Genomic DNA, 21,048 nt, shown 5'->3' with positions numbered 1-21,048 from the left:
CTCGTCGGGCTCATAACCCGAAGGTCGTTGGTTCAAATCCAGCTCCCGCTACCAAGTTTCTTAAAAGAGGCTCACAGACAGGTGGGCCTTTTTGCACAGTGGACTATTGTTTTCTGTGCTAAATAGGGGCGATTAACGCCCTTTTTTATTGGTTATCGTATCGCTATCGTGTAGTGTCGACATCAATTGGTCAAATAGTCATGCTTCACTATAGTAGGTCTGTGTCGGTTAAAACAACCGATTGAATCGCACGAGAATGACGAGAGTAAATGAAATTATCAAATAAATCCCAAGCATTGCATGACTTAATTGTTCCTGCAGTGGAAGCATGTGGTGTCGACCTTTGGGGAATCGAGTTTCTCCCACAAGGTAAACGTTCATTATTGCGTATTTATATCGATAAAGCGGTAAGTGAAGATGCTGAGCCTGTAATTAATGAAGATGGCGAAGTAGAACTAGGCCGTGGTATTGGTGTACAAGATTGTGTGCGTGTAACACAACAAGTTGGCGCAATGTTGGATGTTCATGATCCAATTTCAGGTGAGTATTCATTAGAAGTTTCTTCACCGGGTTGGGATCGTCCATTTTTTCAACTAGAACAGTTACAAGGCTACATCGGACAACAAATTGCTTTGCGTTTAATTGCAGCAGTAGAAAACCGTCGTAAATTTCAAGCAAAACTTATCGCAGTAGACCTTGAAAATGAAGAAATTCAGGTTGAAGTTGATGGGAAGCATGTGCTTGTGATCGACAGCAACAATATCGATAAAGCAAACTTGATCTATCAAGATTAAATTTATTTAAATTTTATAAGAAATCGGTAGGTGACTTATGGGCCGCGAAATTCTTACCGTTGTTGAAACGGTTAGTAATGAAAAAGGTGTTAGTCGTGAAGCGATCTTCGAAGCTTTAGAACAAGCTCTAGTTGCTGCAACGAAGAAAAGATTTTACGAAGGTACGCATGCTGAAGAAGCTCAGCTTCGTGTAGAAATTGATCGTAAAACTGGTGATTACCGTACGTTCCGTCAATGGACTGTTGTGGCAGATGAAGATCATGAAATGCCAGCTTGCCAAGATGCAATTTCTGACGTTGATCCAGCTAAATGGTCAATTGGTGACGTGCGTGAACTCGAAGTAGAGTCTATTGAGTTTGGTCGTATTGCTGCACAAATTGCAAAACAAGTTATTGTACAAAAAATTCGTGAAGCTGAGCGTGCTTTAGTTGCTGATGCATACGAGTCTAAAGTTGGTGAGTTAATTTACGGTGAAGTGAAAAAACAAACCAAAGATGGCTTCATTATCGACTTAGGCGACAATGCAGAAGCTTATCTTGCACGCGAAGAGATGATTCCAAAAGAAATTCTTCGTCCAAAACAACGTGTAAACGCTATTTTATATAATGTTAACCGTGAAGGTCGTGGCGCTCAGTTGTTGTTATCACGCGCTAAGCCTGAAATGTTAATTGCTTTAATGAAAAAAGAAATTCCTGAAATTTCTGAAGAAATTATTGAAATTAAAGCAGCGGCACGTCAACCGGGCGTTCGTGCTAAAATTGCAGTGAAAACAAATGATCACCGTATTGACCCTGTAGGTGCATGTATTGGTATGCGTGGTACGCGTATTCAAGCTGTACAGCAAGAGTTAAATGGTGAACGTATTGATGTAGTGGTCTGGTCTGATGATCCGGCTCAATACATTGCTAGTGCATTAGAACCAGCTGATGTTTCAGGCATCGTGCTTGATGAAGATGCAAGAAGTGCCGACATTATTTTTGCAACCAGCGATCAATTAGCTCGTGCGATTGGCTCTCAAGGTCAAAACGTTCGTTTAGCTTCTGATTTAACTGGCTACAAACTCGACATGATGCTTGAAGAAGAGTATCGTGCTCGTCAGCAAAATGAAGCTCAGCAATATCTTGATATGTTTGTATCACGTCTCGATATTGAAGAAGATTTAGCAATGGCATTGGTGGAAATGGGCTTCACTTCTTTAGAAGAGATTGCTTATGTTCCTGCTGAGACTTTTGACGAAATTGAGCTTGATGCTGAATTGGTTGAGTTATTGCAAAGTCGTGCAAAAGAAGCAGCTCTTACTGATGCTTTGAAACAGCAAGAAAATATTCAAGAACCGAGCGCAGACCTTCTCACTATGGAAGGCATGACTTCTGAGATCGCTTACTCGCTTGCCGCTCGCGGTATTATTACTGTCGACGATTTGGCAGATCAGGCTACTGACGATATCTCTGATATTGAAGGACTTGGTCATGAAAAAGCAGGTCAATTGATCATGAAAGCTCGCGAATCATGGTTTAACTAGGAGATGAAATATGACGGACAAGTCGATTAAAGAGTTAGCTCTCAGTGTAGGACGTCCTGTTGAGAAGCTCCTAGAACAGGCTCGTGAAGCAGGTTTGCCTCAACGTACAGCAGACGACATTATTACCACTGAACAACAGGATACTTTGGTCAATCATTTGAAAAAAGTTCATGGTCAGGAAAGTGGTAACACAGGAAAAATTGCGTTGAAACGTAAAACAACCAGTACCGCTAAAGTTGCAAGTACTTCAGGTAAAGCAAAAACGATTAACGTAGAAGTACGTAAAAAACAGGTTTTTGCTAAACCAAACCCTGAACAAATTGCAGCTGAAGCTAAAGCACGTGCAGAAGCTGAAGCTAAAGCACGTGTAGAACAGCAAACGCGTGAAACTGCCGAGCAAAAAGCGCGTCTTCAAACAGAGCAAAAAGCTAAAGCAACTTTAGATGCTATGCGTGCTGCTCATCAACAAGATAGTGCTGCACAGACAGCTCCAAAAGCTGCTGTTGTAGTGAAAAAGCGTGGTGGTGGTACAGTAAAACCTGCACCAAAACCAGCGGAAACTCCAGAACAGAAACGAGCTCGTGAAGAGCAGTCAGCTCAGTTAAAAGCAACTGAAGAAGCTGCACGTCGTAAAGCAGCTGAAGAAGCTCAGCAACGTACACTTGAACAAATGCGCAAAATGGCGTCTAAGTATTCAAATGACGATGCTACTACGACAATTCGTGTGATTGATGATTCTCCACTTGCTTCAGGTCTAGTTGGCCAAGCTTATGAAGATTCATTTAAGCAAGAAGACCGTGAAATTAAACGCGGTGGCGCAACCACTAACCCACGTGCTGGGAAGAAAGGTGGCCGTCGTGGTCAAGAAGAGCAAAGCTTTGTTAACCATAACAAACGTGGTTTAAAATCAAGCCAAGCGAATAAGCATGGATTTGAAAAGCCAGTTAAAAAGCAAGTTTATGATGTAGAAATCGGTTCAAGCATTGTTGTTGCCGATCTTGCTCAAAAAATGGCGATTAAAGTACGTGAAGTTATCAAAACACTTATGAAAATGGGTGAATTGGTTAATCAAGATCAAGCTATTGATCAAGACACAGCGGCACTTGTTGTAGAAGAAATGGGCCACAACCCTGTTTTAGTTTCTGATACACAAGCGGAAGATAACTTGCTTGAAGCAGCTGAAGAAGCTCGTGGTGAGCAAACAACTCGTCCGCCAGTTGTTACCATTATGGGTCACGTTGACCATGGTAAAACATCATTGCTTGACCGTATCCGTCGTTCGAAAGTAGCGGCTGGAGAAGCAGGTGGTATTACCCAGCATATTGGTGCATATCACGTTGAAACAGAAAAAGGAATTATTACATTCCTTGATACACCAGGACATGCGGCATTTACTTCAATGCGTGCACGTGGTGCTAAAGCAACAGATATCGTTGTATTAGTTGTTGCTGCAGATGACGGTGTAATGCCACAAACTGCAGAAGCAATTGACCATGCTCGTGCAGCAGGTACTCCAATTATTGTTGCAATCAACAAAATGGATAAAGAATCTGCTGATCCAGACCGTGTGTTAAATGAATTAACAACGAAACAAATCGTTCCAGAAGAATGGGGTGGTGATGTTCCGATTGCTAAAGTTTCTGCACACAGTGGACAAGGTATTGATGAACTCCTTGATTTAATTCTTATTCAATCAGAATTGATGGAATTAAAAGCATCTGCTGAAGGTGCTGCGCAAGGTGTTGTTATTGAAGCACGTGTTGATAAAGGCCGTGGTGCAGTAACTTCGATTCTTGTTCAAAACGGTACATTAAACATTGGTGACCTTGTTCTTGCAGGTTCATCTTATGGTCGTGTCCGTGCAATGTCTGATGAAAACGGTAAGCCGATTAAATCAGCAGGACCATCTATTCCAGTAGAAATTCTTGGTCTTCCAGATGCTCCGATGGCAGGTGATGAAGTTCTTGTTGTAAATGACGAGAAGAAAGCGCGTGAAGTTGCCGATGCTCGTGCTGACCGTGAGCGTCAAAAACGTATTGATCGTCAAAGTGCTATGCGCCTTGAAAATATCATGTCGTCAATGGGCAAAAAAGATGTTCCTACAGTGAACGTTGTTTTGAAAACAGACGTACGTGGTACTTTAGAAGCATTGAATGCTGCTCTACATGAATTATCTACTGATGAGGTAAAAGTTCGTGTAATTAGCTCAGGTGTTGGTGCGATTACCGAGTCTGATGTGATTCTTGCTGAATCTTCAGAAGCTGTATTATTAGGCTTTAACGTTCGTGCCGATACGACTGCTCGTCAGAGAAGTGACCAAGATGGTATCGATATTCGTTACTACAGCATCATCTATGAATTGATTGATGACGTGAAAGATGCCATGAGCGGTAAGCTTGCTCCTGAACATCGTGAAACAATCTTGGGTGTTGCGGAAGTACGTGAAGTATTCCACTCAAGTAAGTTTGGTGCAGCAGCAGGCTGTATGGTACTTGAAGGCACATTACATCGTAATAAACCGATTCGCGTATTACGTGATGATGTTGTAATTTTCCAAGGTGAGCTTGAGTCTCTTCGTCGTTATAAAGACGTTGTTGATGAAGTTCGTGCTGGTATGGAATGTGGCCTTGCAGTGAAAGGTTATAAAGACATCAAACCACAAGATAAGATCGAAGTGTATGATGTTCAATTGATTAAACGGAGTCTTTAATGGCGGGTAGCCAACGCTTAAAGCGCATGGCGGATTCAGTACAACGTGAGTTGTCTGATCTAATCCGTCAAGAGCTTAAAGATCCTCGCTTAGGTGGTCTAGTGACCATCTCTGCGGTGAAAGTCAGTGCGGATATGGGTTATGCTGAAGTTTATGTCACTGTTATGGGACGTGAACTAGGCGATGAGCAAAGTGAAGCAGCAAATAAAGAAACTTTAGATGTATTAAATAAAGCTTCCGGTTTCTTGCGTCATGAATTGAGCCGTCGCATTAAGACTCGTATTACGCCTCGCTTACGTTTCCATTACGATAAGACGAATGCATATGGTAACTATATGTTTGGTCTAATCGAAAAAGCGGTACAAGATTTACCAGAACGTAAGTCAGATGATGAAGAGTAATTAAAACTCAAAATAAAAAAGCCACCTTCGGGTGGCTTTTTTATTGATTCAATTTTTTATTCTTTAGGAGGCTCCATTGGCGGTTTGTTTTGTGAAAAGCGCTGGCCAATTTTATAACGATCCCAAGGTAGAGGACGTTCAATAGCTTCAGGTACTTCACCACTCAGTGAGCGTAAACGTAAATGTAGCGCAGCTTGTGCAATCAAATTAGCCGAAACTGGCGCGGTAATGAAAGCTAAAAGGGTAATGAGTAGCTCTGCAAAACCGAACCGCCCTTGGAAAGCAAAAAAGATCATTGAAGCGATTAGAAAGCTTCCTAAACCAAGCGTACTCGATTTAGTTGGCGCGTGTAACCGCATGAATAAGTCGGGTAAACGGACCATACCGATTGAGCCAACTAACATAAAGAAGGCGCCAAAAACCAGAAAGACCGAAACAATAATTTCCATTGTAAATTGCATTTGACCTCTCCTTAATCGATAACATGACCGGTTGTGAAGTAGCGTGCTAAGGCAGCTGTAGATACGAAACCTAGCATCGCAACCAGCAGTGCTCCTTCAAATAGAGAAGTCGTCATCCAATAAATGCCTAACACAACAATCAGGCAAGTTGCATTGAGGAAAAGCGTATCGAGCGCTAAAAGGCGGTCTACAATTGAAGGCCCCATAACCAGTCTAAAAAGGCAAAGTAGCATCGAGATTGTAATGGCAATCAAGCTAATACCTAGAGCATAGGGTAGGATTGTCATGCACTTGCCTCCGTTTTACTTTTCACATCAAAAATTTCCATAAGAGGAATTTCATAACGTTGTTTGATGTCTTGAATATCAGATTCAGTATTATCCGTGCTTAAAGCATGAACCAGAATATCCCCACGTTCTTGATCGATACCTGCAGAAACTGTACCTGGTGTTGTGGTAATGATCATTGCCAGTAAGGTATTAACCTGCTCATGTTCTGTTTCTAAAGGTACGCGATACCATTTAGGATGTAATTTTTTAGTAGGTCCCAAAACAAGTTTTGCGACCTTAAAGTTAGAAATAATAATATCCCAAAGAACCACAAAACATAGTTTAACCGCAGGTTTCCAGTGAATATGCGGTGTGCGAGTAATAAACGGTTTGACTAAGCGAGGGATAATTAAGCCCAAAAGCATAGCAGTCAAAAGATCACTCGCATCCAGACTATGCGCCAGCATCAACCAAAACAAAATGATGAGAACCGAAACAAATGGATGTGGAAACCAGCGTTCAAGCAAATGAGATAACTGCATTGTTATGGCTCCATAGGTTTCAATTGACTTTCATCAACAATGGTCGGCGTTTGGAGTTTGTCCTGTTGCTGAATTTGTCGTTGTTTATATTCAGAAATATGTTCGCCATTGAGCGTATCTTTCGAAATAATATCTGGAACAAGATAAGCATTATGATCTTCAACTTCACCGCCATACTTCGTTTCCGGTAAGTAACTTGGGTCATATGGCTGTACACTGATGACCTCACCGTTTTGATCTACTTTAAGAATAGAGTGTTGGTAAAGCGCATGGTCTTGGATCTGTTGTGCGGTGCTTAATGTGTAATGCTGAATTGGTGCAGCAAAGATAACATAAGCGATTAAACCAGCTAGTAATAGATAGATGACTTGATCGTTACGTGGTGGTGCGTGTTCCGGCAAAGCACGATAAAGAATATAAGCTGGATGGATTGGATCTTGTTCTGGAGCAGATGCGCGCCAGAATAAGATAAAACCAACACGTGTGAGTGCAATAATACTTAATAGGCTCACAACAAGCACAACACCAATAATCCAGCCTTGATAGCTAGCTTCAACTGTCGCTTGTAAAATGAATACTTTTCCAAGAAAACCACTAAAAGGTGGTAATCCAGCCATCATCATCGCAATCAAGAAATAAGTCAGCATAGCTGCTTTTTCTTGTTTGATTCTTGGGGCAACTTTTAAATGATCTTTAAAATCTCCACGTTGTGAAGTGATCCATCCACAAAATAGATAAAAAGCTGCGCCGATCAATGTACTGTGCACTAAGTAATATAAAGCACCAGACCATGCCTGCGTATTAGACATGGCAATTGCTGTAAGCAAGGTGCCAATTGAAGAAAGGACCATAAAGCCCACAAAGCGACGTAAACGATCTGCTCCAATTGCGGCAATCACACCATAGAGTGAAGTAATTAAGCCAATAGGAAGTAACCAGCTTTTTAAGATTTCTTGACTAAGCGCATCGTCAAATACTGTTCCATTTACACGTAAAATAGAATAGATCCCGACTTTAGTCATGATAGTGAAAATTGCAGCTACAGGCGTACTTGCAACAGCATAGGTTTTTGGTAGCCAAAAACCGACAGGAAGCATTGCTGCTTTAATACCGAAAACGACAAGGAGAAGTAAGGAACCCGCGACTGCTAATTTGTGTTGATCTGCTTCAAGTGTCGGTATAAGACGTGAGACATCCGCCATGTTGAGGCTACCCACACTGCCATAAATCATACCAAGCCCAATTAAGAAAAGGGCAGAGGCTAAAAGATTGATAATGACATAGTGAACGCCAAGCTGAAAACGAGGTTTGCCTTGTCCATGTAAGAGCAACACATACGAAGCCATCAACAGGATTTCAAAAAAGACGAAAAGGTTAAATAAGTCGCCTGTTAGAAATGCTCCACAAATCCCCATTAATAGAAAATGTACCATGGCATGGAAATAGCGACCACGCGTATCCCAGTTATCACTTGCATACCATAAAACTGGTACTGCTAATGCGTAAGTCAGTGCCAGCATAAAGGCTGAAAGACGATCGAGTACAAGCACAATACCAAATGGCGCGGACCATTCACTTAATTGGTAAACAGTAATTTGCCCCGTGCTGGCGTAACTAAGATAAACAATAGCGGTAATTAATCCGGCAATTGCTGAGATAAGGCTAATGCCACGACGCCAAGGTTGGCGCCAGTCATCTTTTAAAGCACCTGCCCCAGGGTTGCCTAACAGTAATAAGATAAAAGCAGTAAATGCTGGGATGAGAATGCTAAAAATAGGCGTGTGTTGTTGCCAAAAAGATAAAAAATCAAACATCACGGCTCATCCTCACGTGGGTCGTATGTTGGAGAAGCATCTTCTTTAGCATCAACATGATCACTACCTGATTCATAACGGCTACGTAGCGCAAGTTGTACAATAAACGCTGTAGTTGCAAAACCGATCACGATGGCGGTTAACACCAACGCTTGAGGGAGTGGATCGGTTATTTTTGTCGTTTCAGTTAAAATTGCTGGTGAGCTGATTTGTAATCGACCCATAGCAAATAAAAATAGGTTTACTGCATAACCGATTACAGCCAATCCGAGCACAACAGGGAAAGTACGAGCACGTAAAATCAGATAAATACCTGTGGCAACAAGTAAACCAATAGCAGAAGCCAGTAAGAATTCTAAACTGATCATGATGATTCCTCCCGATGTGGTACAGGACCGGACATACTCGAATGACGAGAGTCGCCTAATACAGAGATGAGCAACATTGTCGCGCCTACAACGGTGATATAAACACCCAAGTCAAAACTTGCAGCTGAAGCTAGATGTAGTTTTCCTAGAATTGGTAATTCAACATAGACATGAGCACTTGTGAGGAACGGACGTAACCAGAACCATGCTGCTATACCAGTCAGACCTGCAATCGTTAATCCTGTGCCAATCCAGACTTCGTAAAGGCGGCCAGACTTCGCTTTTAACAGCTGTTCTGCTTGATCTTGACCTAGTGCAATATATTGAATGATTAGCGCCATTGAGGTGATTAGACCTGCAATGAAACCACCGCCTGGATAGTTATGTCCTCGCAAAAAGATATAAACACTGACGACAAGCGCTAGAGGTAATACCCAAGAGGCCGTAATACGGAACATAAGCGGAGAAGGATTAAAACGGTAGGTGAGGCCTTGCGTCATGGTTGTGCCGTGTACACGCATACCATCCATTAAACATAGGGCACCAATCGCAGCAATGCCTAATACCGTAATTTCACCGAAGGTATCGAAGCCACGGAAGTCAACTAAAATGACATTTACAATATTTGAGCCACCACCAAGTGGTAAAGACTGTTGGGCAAAGAACCAAGAAATTGAATTATGATCACGGGTTAAAATCAGCCAAGTAATCCAGCCAATTCCTAGACCTCCAATAATTGCTAAGGCAGCATCTCTCAAACGTCTAGAACGACGAGATTCATACGGCGTGAGCTGTGGAAGTAAAGATAAGCTCATTAATAAAAGAACAGTCGTTACAACGTCTACTGTAATTTGAGTCAGCGCTAAATCTGGTGCTGACATGGTGACGAAGACCATCGTTACCACTAGACCAATTGCACCACTAATAAGTACTGCTTTAATGCGCTCATGGTGGAACCAGAGCATCATCCAACAGCCTGAGAACAACGTCAGCCAAAGAACCACAGCAATCCATGGAGCATGGGTGAGTTCACGTGTACCTGTGCTCAGCCCTTGATTGAGTAAAGGCATAGTGACCATGATGATGCTAAAAGCAATGATCCAGAACAAATAACTTTGCAATGAACCATTTTCAGTTTTTTGTTTGATTTTTCGGCTTGTAAGCAGCAGATGTTTTAAAAATAAATCAAATAAGATACGGCCTTGTAATTTGCCTAGACGTGGGTCAAGGTCAATTTTACGAATCATGCCGTCTTTTGCTAAAGCAAAGTAGAACAGCGTACCGCCCACTAAAGCAATAATACTCATCACAAGAGGAGCGTTGAATCCATGCCAAATTGCAAGGTGTGTACCCGCAAATTTTGGCTGCATCATGCTTGCTCTAGTTACGCTATTGACCAGTGGTTCTACCAATAAGGAAGGCAGAACGCCGACCAAGATACAGAGTACAGCAAGAAGAATGGCTGGAGCACGCATCCCGATAGGTGGTTCATGTGCATCTTTATTTGGAACTTGTTTACCAATTGGGCCGTCAAAGAACACACCATGCACTAAGCGAATTGAATAACTTACTGCGAAGATACCAGCCAGTGTTGCGATGATGCTGGCAAAGATAACTGTTGAACCTGAAAGATTTGCCAATAGCTCGGTAAAGAACATCTCTTTTGAAATAAAGCCGTTGGTAAGTGGTACACCTGCCATAGAGGCAGCGGTAATCATGGTGAGTGTGGCAGTGAAAGGAAGTAATTGCCAAATACCACTGAGTTTTCGAAGATCACGTGTGCCGGTTTCATGATCAATAATCCCTGCAAGCATAAACAGCGCTGCTTTAAATGTTGCATGGTTAATAATATGGAAAATAGCAGCGGCAACCGCTAAAGGAGAACCGATACCGAGTAAACAAACAATAAGCCCTAAATGACTAATGGTTGAATAGGCTAACAGTCCTTTTAAATCTTCTTTGAAAATGGCAAAACACGCTGCCATACAGAGCGTAAATAGGCCGACAAACGTAACGATATTATGATAAATCGCAGCGCCTATAAAAATTGGAAGTAAGCGGGCAAGTAGAAAAATCCCCGCTTTTACCATGGTCGCAGAGTGTAGGTAAGCAGACACTGGTGTGGGTGCCGCCATTGCGTTAGGTAACCAAAAATGAAAGGGAAACTGAGCACTCTTCGTAAATGCGCCAAGCAAAATAAGCAATAACATTGGAATAAAAAGAGCGTGGGCTTGGATAACATCTTTCATGCCCATGATTTCGCTAATTTCATAGGTTCCGGTGATTTGTCCTAATAGAACAAATCCACCTAGCATCGCTAAACCGCCCATTCCTGTAATGGTGAGTGCCATCCGAGAGCCACGTTGAGCAGCTTCATAGTGACTCCAATAACCCACTAACAAGAAAGATGAAATACTGGTGAGCTCCCAAAAGACTAATAAAATAATAAGATTATTAGAGAGCGAAATTCCCAGCATTGCTGCCATAAACAGCATGAGTAAAGTATAGAGTTTACTTAATGAGTTTTTAGGGCCTAAATAATAATAGGCGTATATATAAATGAGTGTACCGATACCGGTAATAAGAAGAGAAAATAATAAACCAAGAGCATCAAGTCTAAAGCTCAGATTGATCCCTAATTGAGGTAGCCAATCCCAGCTTTGTTGAATGCTTGCACCACCAAGCACAGTTTTAGCTTGAGTCAGTAATAAACCAAAACTGGTTAAACTGACTCCAATTGCCCCTAAAGCCGTTACTCCACGCGAGAACCGTTGAAGCAATGAAACAAGGGTGGTGCCTAATATTAACGGTAATAAGATAATTATCGGTAGCACACTCGTATCCATATGTGATTTAGGTCGAAACCTAAAGGTGAAATTTTAATTTCAGAATAGATAGGAATTCAAAGAGAGTTCCAAAGCTTATTATTCCGAAAACCCAACCAAATTAGAAAATAAAGCGAGAAACAAGTTGTATTGCGCAACTTGAAGAATAAAAACGCAAAATGAAATTTATTGTACACTAAAAAAGCATTGAAAATCTGATGTTATTACATGTAGTAACAACATCTAGTTATTTTAATGCCTAAAAAACCGTACTCCACCATATATTTTGTGAGTGTGGTTTTTTTTGATTATAAAACTCAAACCGAAGGGCTTTCTTCCGGTGCGTCTCCCGCATGAATCATCCTTAATAATTCATTTTTTTGTTGTTCATTTAAACCCTGAATCTGCTGAAATAAAACTTCAATCGGTGCTGGTGTTGGGTCTATTAAACTCAAAGGCTGTGCTTCCATAGATGGTATTAAAGGTTCGCTTCTTTGAAGTAAGGTGTAGATATGTTCAAGCTGTTGTTTGGTGGTGTTTAAATCAAGATGGCTAACTTTACCGTGCTCTAATTTTAGACATTGATAGGTTGAAGCATGTTCGAGTAACTCTTCACGACTTCCTGTTGCAATAATTTGTAGGCGTGGGAATGCTTGATGAAGTCGATTTAAGATCTCGGAGCAATGTGTTGAGTCGAGCTGTGCATCAATCTGGTCAATGAGTAAAATGCCGTCTCCTTCAAGGCAAGGGTTTAAACTTAATGGATTGAGTAAACAGAGTCTGCGGGCTATATCGCCTACTAAAGCAATCCAAGTTTTGGTTGTATTTGAAAGCTGCTGAAAAGGTAAGGTTTGACCTTCATAATCAACCATAAGTTGCAACCGAGGCTGATATTGTAAATAGATATCTTTAAGCTCAGGTAAAACTATACTTAATGCATTCTTGAGGGCGTAGAGATTGGGTGAAGTGAGCTGTTTAGGTTGCCCTGATAACTCTTTTTGGAGCTCATTTAATAATTCTGTTTGATCTTGCTGATCTGACTGTTTAGATCTAATCCGTTGTACTAGATATGCAGCTTGAGCATTTTCAATATCACTGATTTCTCGTAGCCATTCAAAAAAGCGTGTAAAAGTTGTAAACGGTAGTGGGCTAATATCATAGGCTGAAATGGCTTGAGTAATGCCAGGTAAATTTTTATTAAGCAGATTAATATCATTTACAAATCGCTCGGCTGGGTAGTAAGCGATTAAGGGAAGTCCTTGTAATGGATCTTTTTTTATGACTTGTTGATAAAGAGCCATGGTTTGGTCAAGTTGCTGAGTTTCAACTTGGCTCACTCCAATCCCACTTGCATTTAAGGTTTTAAAAAGCTTCCAGCTACACAGTGAAGAATCTACCTGCTGAGCAGAGGTACTTTCTGGCAGATGACCAATTTCTGAAGGAACTTGAATAGTCACTTCAATTTTTGATTGTAGACGTGACTGAGTAATGTCTTGATCAGGCATGACAATACCGGGACTGCGCAAATCTTTAAGGCGAGCAGGGAACCAAGTTAAAGCATGGTAAGTATGTTTGAGCAACATACTTTTACCAGTTGCCTGTTCACCTAAAATTAAGGTGATTGGCTGTTTTTCATAGTGAAAGTGTATTTTAAGGTCGTGAAACAGAGCAATATGTTTAAATTGGACAGATTCAAGTTTCATAGGCTCACCTAAATATGAGCGCTTCAACCAACCGACTGACGAAGACTTAAAGGCGCCCTTAGTTTTAATTGTTGTATCAGATCATAAAGATGATGGATATTTAGACTTACTTTAGCACGAGTACAGGCAACGTACAGTAATCTTAATTCTTCATCGGTAATCTTGTGTTCTAACCCATTAATTTTAAATTGATAGTCATCTTCAATATGAACGCGGTTCCATTCTAAGCCTTTCGCTTTGTGGGCTGTAGAGATGACATAATCAGCTTGCTCAAGTGGTGTAATCTTTGCAAGCGCTTTTTTTAGTGGGTCGGTACCGTGGTCATCGACAAGTTTAACCAATGGCTTAATATCACTACCTTCATTAGTTTCACAGTATTCATGAACATCATGCCATGAATTAAACCATGCTAATTCAGGTACATCAGTAACCCGTTTTCCTTGCTTTAAGAGGCTTGCAGCATCTACAAAACGGTTTAGTTTTTGATGGTCAGCCTGCAAACTTACTTTATCGCCGTGAACTAAACCAGCTAATAAAAGTTCCATTGCACGAGCATTGGTACGGCACAAAATCGCATCACGCATTTTAGTGTGTGGTTTATTTACAACACTTGATTTCTGGTTTGGATTACCAAGCAGAGGAACAGTTTCATTTAAGCCGCCCAGCAATGCATTGGCAACATCTGCAATCGTTTCACCAAAACGAAAAGAAGTGGTGAGGCGAGACTCTGGCAATGGTAATTGCTGCATGGCATTAATTGCACCACGCCACGCGTAGATTTGCTGATGTGCATCGCCAACATAGATAACCTGAGTATTTTTTTGACGAAGCAAAATGCCCAACATTAAAGGATCGGCATCTTGTGCTTCATCAAATAGTACATAATCGGCTGGAATGTTCGGTTCAGACAATGCCCAAAGTTTGAGGTAAATATCGTGACCAATTCCTGCCTGATGATTTGGGTCGATCGACTCTAACCAGCGGCGTTCAACAGCAGGGTAAAGATGAGTTTGTAACTCGGTAATATCGTCTGGATGTAACCAGTTTGGTGCCTGAATATGTCGAGGAGCAGGGTATTGCGAGCTGGTCGAGCAAAAATAGCTGACAGCATTGGCGACAAGACTTGCGAGGCGACTTGGCATTAAGACGTATTTTTCATAACGTCCACCCATCATGCGTCGCAAAGTTATAGGTTGTAGTCGATATTCTTTTGCAATAAAGCTTGGGCTTAAGCGAGGTAAGCGTAATTTATCAGTCACACCTCGTGGCACACTGCGAAAAGCGAGGGAGTGAAAAGTACGACAATCTACATTACGATGAAATTTGTTTTGTGCTTCGCCTGCAATTGCCTTGTTAAATGCTAGATACATACCGCGCCGTTCAGGCATGGCATCACTAATCATTTGTAAGGTAGTAGTTTTACCTGTACCCGCATAGGCAATCACTTTAAATGATTGCCCAAGACGTGCGTTATCTATGGCAATTGCTTGCTCATAGGTGGCTTTAGGTTTTTCGATATTCGACACTGAGTGATTTTAAACCTTGTTGCGGTTAGCTTTTTCAACTAAACCAGATAAACCCTGACGACGAGCTAATTCGTCAATAATAAGTTGTGGATTAAGATCGAAATAACCCAACATGACAATGCTATGGAACCACAAATCGGCAGTTTCATAAATCAAGTCATTTAAATTACTTTCTGTATTTTGAGCAGCGTAGTCTTTCGCAGCAATAATGGTTTCTACGCTTTCTTCACCGACTTTTTCCAAGATTTTATTGATGCCCTTTTTATAGAGGCTTGCAACATATGACGTATCCGCTTCTGCTTGTTTACGCTCTTGCATTAATTGCCCTAAGTGAGCAAGTACATCCACTTGTTCTGTCGTGTGATCATGATCGTGGCTTTCAGTTTTGGCTTTATCGCCATAAATTGCAGTAGGGTCTTTTAATTGTGCATCGACAATTTCCCAGCCCTGTGGGGTAAGTTTACGGTAGAAACAAGACTCACGACCTGTATGGCATGCAATACCGCCGTGTTGCTCAACTTGTAATATGATTACATCGCCGTCGCAGTCCAGACGAATTTCATAAACCGTTTGGAAATGACCTGATTCTTCACCCTTGTGCCAAAGTTTTTGGCGAGAGCGAGAGAAATACACCGCCTGATTTTTTTCTGCTGTGAGCGCAAGTGATTCACGGTTCATCCACGCCACCATCAAAATACGTCCGGTTTGATGATGTTGAGCAATGGCAGGGATAAGACCTTGTTCGTTAAATTTTACTTCATCGAGCCATTGCGTGTTATTCATGAGGAATCACCAAAGAAATATGAACTATAAATTGATTTCAATCAGATGCTAAAAATAGCTTGTATAGTGTACGGCATCAACGTCGCTTTGCGGAAAAATTCTTTGTCCTTTTTGTCTTTGTCAGCGTAATGAGTAGCTTGTACTTTTTACTCATAAGTGCCTTATTCAGATGGCTGAGTCATTAGAATATTTGAAATCTCAATCAAATTTTGATCTGGATCACGAATATAAACTGAAAGAATAGGATGCATTGCACCAGTACGTTCAATCGGACCTTCTTCAATTTGAATATTTAATTGATTAAGGTACGCAACTACTTCTGAAATGGGAGTGTCAGAAATAAAACACAAATCGGCAGATCCAGGAGTCGGCTGTAATGCCTTGGGTTCAAACTCATTGCCTTGCTGGTGTAAATTTATTTTTTGATTTCCAAACTTTAGGGCCTTTCTATTACCTTTAAACGTGATGACCTCAAACCCCAATACGGTTTGATAGAAATGACAGGTGGTTTCAATATTCGAGACAGTTAAAACAAGATGATCAAGATGGCTGATTTTCATGTGTTACTCACTATTATTTGGTGGGGTTAATAGTCAGACAGAGATTCGCTTTCTAAATGAAATGCACTGTTTTCTTTAGGCGTTTGAGCTACCTGATCATAATCAAGTTGCTGGAATGGACCAGTCTTTAAGCCTGAAATCGTAATTGCCATTTCTTTTCGAAAATAAGGGATTTGATACATCCACGGAAAAACTAGATCTCTTAAACCTCCAGCCCACCAATGATCAGATTGATAAAGTGGTGTTAATAAGCGACTAAGAAATTGATAAAACTGGGTGGATGAACGGCGAAGCTGGTGGTAGTGCTGCCAGAGCAGGGACCAATCAATACTCTGGTTCTTTTGAGCATGTTGTAATGATTGAGAGAAAGCCCAAGCATCCAATAATGCCATATTTGCACCTTGACCTAACTGTGGACTCATCGCATGAGCTGCATCTCCAATTACTCCAACTCGACCCTGACCAAATTGAGTCAGGACCACATCGCGGTAGTTTGCAGATAGCCATTTAGGCTGAGTTTGACTGTTATACAAAATTTCTTTCAGCCATTCTGCAACTTTGGGCCAACGTTCTGAGACTTGCTTTAACCAAGCTTGTTTAGCCTGCTCATCTTGTAAAAAGCTTTGTAGTTGTGGTGTAGGTAGACTCCAAAAAACACTTGAAAGGCGCTGTTGAGGTTCAGTTGGAATCGCTCCTGTAGGAAGAATTCCCATCATAATTTTCGAGCGATCATAAAATTGATGCAGAATTTCAGAATCGAGAACTTGGCACTCAGGTACGATACTCCATGCCGCACCCCAAGGATAAGCTTTGTCAACCTTTACCCATGCTTTAGGGCGTAACTGGCTACGTGCACCGTTGGCAATGAGTAGGCTATCAAAGCAAGCATCAAACTTTTGGTTTTGATGACTGCCGAATATCCGAACTTCATCATTATGTTCTTCAAAACTTTCAACAGAATGGTTCATATGCCAAGTGATCTGGCTTGAATACTCGCTAAGCTTTTGAGTGAGTACATGACACAAAGTGGCTCGGTGTATACCTAGACCATAGAGGTTTGCTGATGCTTCGTGATAATGACTATTAACTAAAAGGCGCTTGTCCGGAAGTTGTCCTTCTAGGCCTGTTACTCTTGCGCCTAATGTTAAGGCTTTTTCGAGCACACCTAAGTGTTCAAATACAGCTAAGCCCGCAGGTTGTAGTAATAAACCGGCACCTACCGGAGATAACTCATCAACTTGTTCAAAAATAGTAACGTTATTGCCTTGGCGGGCAAGCAAAATAGCAGTGGCTAAACCTGCTGTACCTGCACCGATAATGGCAAAATGAGGTGTTTTCATTGTTTGTTCTTTTGAAGCATTTATAGCTTCAATTTAGCAATGAACGAATAGCTGATCTATAAATTTTTTGAAAATTAAATTTTTTCCATAAAAAAATCCCTTGCATTGGCAAGGGATTTTGAACTTATTTCAATATACGCCAAAGCGCTAATAAGCTACTCAGCACAATTAGAATAATCGAAACAAACCAAGGGCTAATAATTGCAATAGTCAGCAAAATCAGCATAGTACTGCCGAACATCCAACTACGGCGTTGCTGATGTTCCATTTGCAAACGAAGTTGCTGAATTTCGCGTAACTGGCGGTCTTGCCAAGCTGACTGATTTTTTAAACCATTTAAGCTATCAATAATTAAGCTTGGGAAATCTTGAGCGCCTAAAAGCAGGTCAGGTAATTGCTGGCCGAGTTCTTTTACATTTTTGACTGGGTTCATGTTGGATTTGACCCATTCCGTCAAAATTGGTTTTGCCAATTTCCAGATGTCGAGTTGCGGGTAAAGGTCAGTCCCTAGGCCTTCTACATGCACTAAAGTTTTGAGTAGCAGCATGAGCTGTGGCGGAATCTCAAGATGGAAGCGACGAGCAATGTCCATCACTTGAATTAAGATACCCGCAAAATCAAGCTGGTCCATTGGTTTAGATACCATTGGCCCAACAGTACGGCGCATTTCACGTGCTAAAGCATCTTGGTCTGTACCCGGTGGAATCCAGCCAGCTTGATGCACAATTTGAATGAGCTGCATAAAGTTGCTGTTCATGACAGCAAGCAACATACGGGCAACTGTCATCTGGTCGTGCTTAGAAAGCTCACCCATAATCGCACAGTCCAGCGCAATAAAGCGTGGATTGCTTGGATTAATGGTTTCTACAAAGACGTTACCAGGGTGCATGTCTGCATGGAAAAAGTTATCGCGGAATACTTGCGTAAAGAAAATAGTTAACCCTTTTTCTGCAAGTTGTGCGCGATCCATGCCTAAACGGTCAAAGGTTACCGTGTCTGAAATAGGCACGCCTGTAATGCGCTCAGCCACCATGACATCTTTGGTGTCCATGTAGACTTCTGGCACATACATCATGGTTGAGCCAGTAAAGTAATGGCGCATACGACGGGTGTTATCAGCCTCAATACTCAAGTCCAGTTCATTTAAAATGATCTGGCGGTAGTCTTGAATAATTTCGGTGAGATGCAACGCACGAGCAGCTTCAAGGCGGCTTTCTAACGTATTTCCTAGCCATGCCAGAATTTCAAAATCTTGTAAAATTTGATTGCGAATATCAGGGCGAGTCACTTTAACAACGACTTCGCGACCATCATGCAATGCAGCAGTATGCACTTGGGCAATTGATGCAGCAGCTAATGGCTGGTCATCAAAGCGAGCAAACAGTGTATTAATGTCAGCTTTTAAAGAATCTTGAATACGTTGTTTGGCAACATCTCCATCAAAAGGTTTTACTTGATCTTGAAGTAAAACCAGTTGAGCGAGTACCTCAGGTGGAATTAGGTCACGGCGAGTAGACAGTAATTGACCAAGCTTGATTGCAAGTGGTCCCATATCTTCTAATGCTTCTTTGAGCTTTAAAGGATTTTTACGTTCACGACTCGACCATGCAGCTGGATGCATTTTAATAATATTTAATGCATGCTGAGCTTTAACTGGTAATTCATCCGCAGGGAACAACGTATCGAGTCTATAGTGCGCTGCAATACGCCAAAGTTCGAGTAAACGTGAAACGTGCGGAATCATATACAGTCTTACCTAGTCTTGAGAGGGTTGTAGTTGTGCATTGAGTTGCTGCAATCTTGCTTCAAGACGGTCAATGTCTTGATTAAGCTTGCGAGTTGCTTGAGTTAAGTCGTCCATTTCCCAACGAGGGGCAAATAGACCGCTATCTTCTTTTAATGCGTCTTCTGCGAAAAATAGATGACTTTGCACCGAGCGTTTTAAATGTTTTGGTGCAAGTTGAATCTTGCCAATTTCATGAGCGAGTTGAGGACCGACCCATCTTGATAAATGCGCAGCTAAATCAGGTTCAGCTTGCTGCATAATCTTTTGAATATCCTGTAGGAGGTGGTAATCACCTTGCAATGGGATATTGCCAATCTGGTCTGGATCGCTGATCAATAATTTAATCAGTTCAACGACATCTTTAACATGCAAAGTTGCGGTTGCTTCAGAAATTTTTAATTGGGCATCAAAAGGACGCTGTTCAAAAATAGAAGGCTTTTCACTATGACCTGTTACGGTAGGTTCAAGACGTACTTTTTCTTGGTCAAAGAACACATCGACAGAAAGCTGCGGGCTATCAATCACAACACGCAACATTTTGCCCTGTAACTGATTAAGCTGAATGCGAGTAACCGCATCCAGATCTATCAGATGATGAATGATACGTTCGACTGCACCGAGTGCCAGAATCGACCACATATCGTTATCCCTTACAGTTTGAAGCCACGGTGAACAGCAACGATACCTGCAGTAAGGTTGTGATAGTCACAGTTCTGGAAGCCAGCATTTTCCATCATACCTTTTAAAGTACGTTGGTCTGGGTGCATACGGATTGATTCAGCCAAATACTTATAGCTTTCTGAGTCATTCGCAACCAATTTACCCATGATCGGTAAAGCGGTGAATGAATAGAGGTCATAAAGTTTCGAGAATGGCTCAAATACAGGTTTAGAAAATTCAAGAATCAGTAAACGGCCGCCTGGTTTTAACACACGGAACATAGATGCAAGTGCTGCGTCTTTATCTGTCACGTTACGTAAACCAAAGCTAATGGTTACAAGGTCAAAGCTGTTGTCTGCAAAAGGCTCTAAAGTTTCTGCATTGGCAAGAACGAAGTCAACATTGGTACAGCCTGCATCAATTAGACGGTCACGGCCAACATTGAGCATAGATTCGTTAATGTCTGAAAGTACAACATGACCTTGCGGACCAACTTCACGGCTAAATACTTTTGCTAAGTCGCCTGTACCGCCAGCAATGTCTAACACGTGTTGACCACGGCGAACACCAGACATGTTAATTGCAAAACGCTTCCACAAACGGTGAATACCAAATGACATCAAGTCATTCATCAAGTCATATTTGCTTGCAACTGAATGGAAAACTTCTGCAACTTTTTGTGCTTTATCTTCAGTTCTAACAGTTGAGTAACCAAAGTGTGTGGTTTCACCAACGTTGCCAGTATTACCAGCACCACGAGGTAAATTGTATTTAGGTACAGAACCATTCACAGGTGTGTCTGTTAAGGTTTGCTGTAAAGTTTGTTGTTGCCCTTGAGGAGTACCTTGAGGTAAAGGTGAGCTTAGGAATGGGCTAACTTTGTCTGAACTTTGTGCCTGCTCAGTTGGAGATGTTGGCTTTTGGTTTTCGTTAGACATATTGTCTCTCCTAGACTCAAACTCAAGTGAAACGGAATAAGTTCTG

The 21,048-nt window shown here is 41.5% G+C and carries 18 protein-coding genes; 4 read left to right on the top strand and 14 right to left on the bottom strand.

Features of this window, described 5'->3' with window-relative positions; genetic code table 11:
- Positions 1-269: 269 nt before the first annotated feature.
- Genes rimP through ACTJJG_RS05710 form a run of 4 tightly spaced genes read left to right on the top strand, consistent with a single transcriptional unit; the run spans position 270 to position 5,427 of the window.
- Complete coding sequence (rimP, locus tag ACTJJG_RS05725) at positions 270-794, top strand: ribosome maturation factor RimP (protein WP_002114922.1); 525 nt, start codon at positions 270-272, stop codon at positions 792-794.
- Between the two features lie 37 nt (positions 795-831).
- Positions 832-2,316 (top strand): transcription termination factor NusA, encoded by a 1,485-nt coding sequence (gene nusA / locus ACTJJG_RS05720; RefSeq protein ID WP_002115134.1) that lies wholly within the window; start codon positions 832-834, stop codon positions 2,314-2,316.
- A gap of 10 nt (positions 2,317-2,326) precedes the next feature.
- Positions 2,327-5,026, top strand: a complete 2,700-nt coding sequence (infB, locus tag ACTJJG_RS05715; RefSeq protein WP_317799704.1) for a translation initiation factor IF-2 — start codon at positions 2,327-2,329, stop codon at positions 5,024-5,026.
- The gene (locus ACTJJG_RS05710; RefSeq protein ID WP_002157043.1) at positions 5,026-5,427 is read left to right on the top strand and encodes a ribosome-binding factor A; all 402 of its coding nucleotides are present in this window, start codon (positions 5,026-5,028) and stop codon (positions 5,425-5,427) included. The genes infB and ACTJJG_RS05710 overlap by 1 nt, the downstream gene beginning before the upstream one ends.
- 56 nt (positions 5,428-5,483) lie before the next feature.
- On the opposite strand, the gene ACTJJG_RS05705 is transcribed toward ACTJJG_RS05710, so the two are convergent.
- The 14 genes from ACTJJG_RS05705 to ubiE form a co-directional block, all read right to left on the bottom strand.
- Entirely contained in the window at positions 5,484-5,888 is a 405-nt protein-coding gene (locus ACTJJG_RS05705; RefSeq protein WP_005065884.1) for a Na+/H+ antiporter subunit G, read from the bottom strand.
- A gap of 11 nt (positions 5,889-5,899) precedes the next feature.
- Positions 5,900-6,175: a monovalent cation/H+ antiporter subunit F gene (locus ACTJJG_RS05700; RefSeq protein ID WP_016142368.1), complete on the bottom strand. Its 276-nt coding sequence runs from the start codon at positions 6,173-6,175 to the stop codon at positions 5,900-5,902.
- On the bottom strand, positions 6,172-6,699 hold the full coding sequence (locus ACTJJG_RS05695; protein WP_004794999.1) for a Na+/H+ antiporter subunit E: 528 nt from the start codon (positions 6,697-6,699) through the stop codon (positions 6,172-6,174). The genes ACTJJG_RS05700 and ACTJJG_RS05695 overlap by 4 nt, the downstream gene beginning before the upstream one ends.
- A 2-nt stretch (positions 6,700-6,701) precedes the next feature.
- Positions 6,702-8,513 carry a monovalent cation/H+ antiporter subunit D gene (locus ACTJJG_RS05690; protein WP_372552476.1) on the bottom strand — a complete coding sequence of 604 codons (1,812 nt, stop codon included), beginning with the start codon at positions 8,511-8,513 and terminating at the stop codon, positions 6,702-6,704.
- Positions 8,513-8,881, bottom strand: a complete 369-nt coding sequence (locus ACTJJG_RS05685; RefSeq protein WP_002115033.1) for a Na+/H+ antiporter subunit C — start codon at positions 8,879-8,881, stop codon at positions 8,513-8,515. Before ACTJJG_RS05685 ends, ACTJJG_RS05690 begins: the two co-directional genes overlap by 1 nt.
- Complete coding sequence (locus tag ACTJJG_RS05680) at positions 8,878-11,727, bottom strand: monovalent cation/H+ antiporter subunit A (RefSeq protein WP_032062856.1); 2,850 nt, start codon at positions 11,725-11,727, stop codon at positions 8,878-8,880. Before ACTJJG_RS05680 ends, ACTJJG_RS05685 begins: the two co-directional genes overlap by 4 nt.
- A gap of 296 nt (positions 11,728-12,023) precedes the next feature.
- Positions 12,024-13,409: an AAA family ATPase gene (locus ACTJJG_RS05675; protein ID WP_032062858.1), complete on the bottom strand. Its 1,386-nt coding sequence runs from the start codon at positions 13,407-13,409 to the stop codon at positions 12,024-12,026.
- 23 nt (positions 13,410-13,432) lie between these two features.
- Positions 13,433-14,935 carry a UvrD-helicase domain-containing protein gene (locus tag ACTJJG_RS05670; RefSeq protein WP_032062860.1) on the bottom strand — a complete coding sequence of 501 codons (1,503 nt, stop codon included), beginning with the start codon at positions 14,933-14,935 and terminating at the stop codon, positions 13,433-13,435.
- Positions 14,936-14,944: 9 nt separating this feature from the next.
- A complete protein-coding gene (gene hisIE, locus ACTJJG_RS05665) occupies positions 14,945-15,718 on the bottom strand; it encodes a bifunctional phosphoribosyl-AMP cyclohydrolase/phosphoribosyl-ATP diphosphatase HisIE (protein WP_032062861.1) in 774 nt (257 codons plus the stop codon).
- A 161-nt stretch (positions 15,719-15,879) separates the two neighbouring features.
- Positions 15,880-16,278 carry a VOC family protein gene (locus ACTJJG_RS05660; RefSeq protein WP_032062863.1) on the bottom strand — a complete coding sequence of 133 codons (399 nt, stop codon included), beginning with the start codon at positions 16,276-16,278 and terminating at the stop codon, positions 15,880-15,882.
- Positions 16,279-16,304: 26 nt separating this feature from the next.
- Positions 16,305-17,618: an FAD-dependent oxidoreductase gene (locus ACTJJG_RS05655; protein ID WP_032070417.1), complete on the bottom strand. Its 1,314-nt coding sequence runs from the start codon at positions 17,616-17,618 to the stop codon at positions 16,305-16,307.
- Positions 17,619-17,742: 124 nt separating this feature from the next.
- Complete coding sequence (locus ACTJJG_RS05650; protein ID WP_032062866.1) at positions 17,743-19,362, bottom strand: ABC1 kinase family protein; 1,620 nt, start codon at positions 19,360-19,362, stop codon at positions 17,743-17,745.
- 12 nt (positions 19,363-19,374) lie between these two features.
- Positions 19,375-20,043 (bottom strand): ubiquinone biosynthesis accessory factor UbiJ, encoded by a 669-nt coding sequence (locus ACTJJG_RS05645; RefSeq protein WP_032062867.1) that lies wholly within the window; start codon positions 20,041-20,043, stop codon positions 19,375-19,377.
- Positions 20,044-20,054: 11 nt separating this feature from the next.
- Entirely contained in the window at positions 20,055-21,002 is a 948-nt protein-coding gene (gene ubiE, locus ACTJJG_RS05640) for a bifunctional demethylmenaquinone methyltransferase/2-methoxy-6-polyprenyl-1,4-benzoquinol methylase UbiE (protein ID WP_002114829.1), read from the bottom strand.
- Between the last annotated feature and the right edge of the window lie 46 nt (positions 21,003-21,048).

This window comes from Acinetobacter sp. 22512 (genome assembly GCF_052044755.1).
Taxonomy (GTDB): domain Bacteria; phylum Pseudomonadota; class Gammaproteobacteria; order Pseudomonadales; family Moraxellaceae; genus Acinetobacter; species Acinetobacter pittii.
The sequence above is the reverse complement of the archived record's forward strand: the minus strand, read 5'-3'. Positions and strand labels throughout refer to the sequence as shown.

Bases quoted from the DNA above. Each gene is read 5' to 3' on its own strand.
- rimP (WP_002114922.1), top strand. From the start codon at position 270: ATGAAATTATCAAATAAATCCCAAGCATTGCATGACTTAATTGTTCCT.
- nusA (WP_002115134.1), top strand. From the start codon at position 832: ATGGGCCGCGAAATTCTTACCGTTGTTGAAACGGTTAGTAATGAAAAA.
- infB (WP_317799704.1), top strand. From the start codon at position 2,327: ATGACGGACAAGTCGATTAAAGAGTTAGCTCTCAGTGTAGGACGTCCT.
- ACTJJG_RS05710 (WP_002157043.1), top strand. From the start codon at position 5,026: ATGGCGGGTAGCCAACGCTTAAAGCGCATGGCGGATTCAGTACAACGT.
- ACTJJG_RS05705 (WP_005065884.1), bottom strand. From the start codon at position 5,888: ATGCAATTTACAATGGAAATTATTGTTTCGGTCTTTCTGGTTTTTGGC.
- ACTJJG_RS05700 (WP_016142368.1), bottom strand. From the start codon at position 6,175: ATGACAATCCTACCCTATGCTCTAGGTATTAGCTTGATTGCCATTACA.
- ACTJJG_RS05695 (WP_004794999.1), bottom strand. From the start codon at position 6,699: ATGCAGTTATCTCATTTGCTTGAACGCTGGTTTCCACATCCATTTGTT.
- ACTJJG_RS05690 (WP_372552476.1), bottom strand. From the start codon at position 8,513: ATGTTTGATTTTTTATCTTTTTGGCAACAACACACGCCTATTTTTAGC.
- ACTJJG_RS05685 (WP_002115033.1), bottom strand. From the start codon at position 8,881: ATGATCAGTTTAGAATTCTTACTGGCTTCTGCTATTGGTTTACTTGTT.
- ACTJJG_RS05680 (WP_032062856.1), bottom strand. From the start codon at position 11,727: ATGGATACGAGTGTGCTACCGATAATTATCTTATTACCGTTAATATTA.
- ACTJJG_RS05675 (WP_032062858.1), bottom strand. From the start codon at position 13,409: ATGAAACTTGAATCTGTCCAATTTAAACATATTGCTCTGTTTCACGAC.
- hisIE (WP_032062861.1), bottom strand. From the start codon at position 15,718: ATGAATAACACGCAATGGCTCGATGAAGTAAAATTTAACGAACAAGGT.
- ACTJJG_RS05660 (WP_032062863.1), bottom strand. From the start codon at position 16,278: ATGAAAATCAGCCATCTTGATCATCTTGTTTTAACTGTCTCGAATATT.
- ACTJJG_RS05655 (WP_032070417.1), bottom strand. From the start codon at position 17,618: ATGAAAACACCTCATTTTGCCATTATCGGTGCAGGTACAGCAGGTTTA.
- ACTJJG_RS05650 (WP_032062866.1), bottom strand. From the start codon at position 19,362: ATGATTCCGCACGTTTCACGTTTACTCGAACTTTGGCGTATTGCAGCG.
- ACTJJG_RS05645 (WP_032062867.1), bottom strand. From the start codon at position 20,043: ATGTGGTCGATTCTGGCACTCGGTGCAGTCGAACGTATCATTCATCAT.
- ubiE (WP_002114829.1), bottom strand. From the start codon at position 21,002: ATGTCTAACGAAAACCAAAAGCCAACATCTCCAACTGAGCAGGCACAA.